Here is a 2,758-nt window from a genome sequence, read left to right on the forward strand (position 1 = left end):
TATGTGAAAGTCAACAAAAACTGGCGCAGTGATGCGAGGCAGTTGAGGAGGTTTGGATACGATTCTTAGTAAGTAGAGGTTAGAATTTAAAAGCACCAAAATGAAAACTCAAGAACCAAATTCCAAGCACCAAATTCCAAAGATTCAAAAGGACAACTAATTTTTCTTTGTGAATCTGTGTGGTTTGGGGCCTTTGTGGCTAAAAACGGTTCAGATATACTATAGAATTTTGTTTTTTTATTGGAATTTGGTGCTTGTAATTTGAAACTTTTCCCCGTCATCCATAATCAAACATTCAACAACTCATTCATTACCTTTTCCAATTCTCGTGTTTGTGGCATTCCTTTTTTGCGGTTGCTTCGGGCGATGAAGTACAATGTAAACCAGGCTATAACCATCAAGCCCATAACAGCCAGATGGATTCCAAATGGCTCATTCAATGTCCAGTTTGAGTATGCAAATACTCCAAAAATGATAAAAATCCCGGCTACCACAAAATGAAGGAACATAAACATGGTCCACAACCCCGGGTCGGGACCATAGAGACCTTTTACTTTGGTTTTGCCGTTTTCAAAGGTTTCAAATTCCAGGTGGAGGTGTGGAGAGTAAAACTTCTTACTTTCTTTTCCGATGTAAATCCAGAGGTGTTCGTCAAGCCGGTTGATAATAAAATCAGGTTTTACTTTTTGCTTTAACAAATCGGCATCGGTTTGAATGCTTTCCACGGTTTTGGAAACCACTTTTTCAAATCGCGGCCTTAATTGAATTTGGGTATCCAGTTCCATACTATTTTCGCTGAAAAGCTAAAATGCTGAGTTGCTGTAAAACTAAGGACAAAACACTTACCTTTGCAAAAAATTTAAAAAAAGTCATGCCAAATATAGTTGCTGTGGTGGGGAGACCCAATGTGGGGAAATCAACGTTTTTTAATCGAATGATAAAGCGTCGCGAGGCTATTGTCGATGCAGTGAGTGGAGTTACACGCGACAGGAACTATGGCAAAGCCGACTGGAATGGCAAAGAGTTTTCACTCATTGACACCGGTGGTTATGTGAGGGGCAGTGACGATGTGTTTGAAGCCGAAATCGACAAACAAGTGGAACTTGCCATCGATGAAGCAGATGCTATCATCTTTATGGTGGATGTTGAAGACGGTGTAACCGGAATGGATGAAGTGGTTGCCAAATTGCTACACCGCACAGACAAGCCTGTTTTTCTAGCGGTCAACAAGGTGGACAATTCCAAAAGAGCCGCTGATGCCGCAGAATTTTATGCACTTGGTTTTGAAAAAATATATACCATTGCCAGTATTAACGGTAGTGGAACCGGAGATTTATTAGACGATTTAGTGGCTTCACTTCCTGAAAAACCTGAAGAAGAGGAAGAGGAACTGCCTCGATTTGCAGTTGTAGGACGCCCCAATGCCGGTAAATCATCGTTTATCAACGCACTTTTGGGAGAAGAAAGATACATCGTTACCGATGTTGCCGGAACGACCCGTGACGCCATTGATACCAAGTACAACCGTTTTGGATTTGAATTTAATCTTGTAGATACTGCCGGTATTCGCCGAAAGGCTAAGGTTAAGGAAGACCTGGAGTTTTATTCAGTAATGCGAAGTGTCCGAGCTCTAGAGCATTGTGATGTTGCCATTGTTGTTGTTGATGCCACCCGCGGATTTGAAGGTCAGGATCAAAACATATTTTGGTTGGCTCACAGAAACAACAAGGGAGTAGTGGTTTTGGTGAATAAATGGGATTTGGTTGAAAAAGACACGCACAGCACCAAAAACTTTGAGAAAATGATCAGAAGTGAGTGTGAGCCTTACACTGATTTTCCAATCATTTTTATTTCGGTATTGACCAAGCAACGCATTTTTAAAGCCATAGAAACCGCTGTTGAGGTCTATAACAACCGCAGCAGGCGCATACCCACCAGTCAGTTTAACGATGTGATGCTGCCAATTATTGAGCACACACCACCACCTGCATACAAGGGAAAATATGTTAAAATCAAATACTGCACTCAGTTGCCCACGCCTTATCCGTCTTTTGCATTTTTCTGCAATTTGCCGCAGTATGTCAAAGAGCCCTACAAGCGTTTTATTGAAAACAAACTCAGGGAGCAATTTGATTTTAGCGGGGTTCCTGTAACTATTTATTTTAGGAAGAAATAAAAGGCATTCAAAAACTAAAGGGTTTCCTTAATTTTTATTAATTCATTCTTGACAAATTCTAATTTTTGAATGATTTCAAAGCTGTCAAGTGTTTTTTTCTTGCTTGCTTTTAAGTGTGTTTTAGCGCCCTCAAGGGTGAAGCCACGTTCTTTGACAAGATGAAAGATGAGTTCGAAGTTTTTGACATCCTCCGGAGTGAATTTTCTGTTTCCTTTGGCGTTTTTCTTTGGTTTTAAAATATCAAATTCCTTTTCCCAAAAGCGCAGTAAGGATGCATTCACATCAAAAGCTTTGGCTACTTCACCAATATTGTAATAGCGCTTTTCGGGAAGGGTTGCTTTCATAAATCCACTTGCTTGAGTAGAGTTATCAAAAATAGGTATAATAATCCACAAAAAATTAATCCAGAGATTGGTTTTCTTGTTGTGATTTTCTCAACAATATTTCAAACTCTTCGGCGGTAAGATTGCCATAATAGAAATTGATAGGGTTGATGCGTTCACCATCCTTGATTACTTCATAATGCAAGTGTGGCGCTTGAGACCTTCCGGTACTTCCAACAAAACCAATGACATCACCTCT

4 protein-coding genes are annotated in these 2,758 nt (G+C 40.1%); 1 reads left to right on the forward strand and 3 read right to left on the reverse strand.

Annotation, left to right across the window (positions count from 1 at the left end; all coding sequences use genetic code 11):
• Positions 1–287 precede the first annotated feature (287 nt).
• Positions 288–785, reverse strand: a complete 498-nt coding sequence (locus tag AC6F75_RS07860; RefSeq protein ID WP_500714430.1) for a hypothetical protein — start codon at positions 783–785, stop codon at positions 288–290.
• Positions 786–871: 86 nt separating this feature from the next.
• Here AC6F75_RS07860 and der point away from each other — a divergent pair, with 86 nt between their 5' ends.
• Positions 872–2,176 carry a ribosome biogenesis GTPase Der gene (der, locus tag AC6F75_RS07865; RefSeq protein ID WP_500714431.1) on the forward strand — a complete coding sequence of 435 codons (1,305 nt, stop codon included), beginning with the start codon at positions 872–874 and terminating at the stop codon, positions 2,174–2,176.
• 14 nt (positions 2,177–2,190) lie between these two features.
• Here der and AC6F75_RS07870 read toward each other — a convergent pair whose 3' ends face one another.
• Both AC6F75_RS07870 and AC6F75_RS07875 read right to left on the reverse strand, forming a co-directional pair.
• A complete protein-coding gene (locus AC6F75_RS07870) occupies positions 2,191–2,520 on the reverse strand; it encodes a MerR family transcriptional regulator (RefSeq protein WP_500714432.1) in 330 nt (109 codons plus the stop codon).
• A 55-nt stretch (positions 2,521–2,575) separates the two neighbouring features.
• Positions 2,576–2,758, reverse strand: a 183-nt coding sequence (locus AC6F75_RS07875; RefSeq protein WP_500714434.1) for a peptidoglycan DD-metalloendopeptidase family protein, incomplete at its 5' end; no start/stop codon positions are given.

The organism is Planktosalinus sp. (assembly GCF_059864935.1).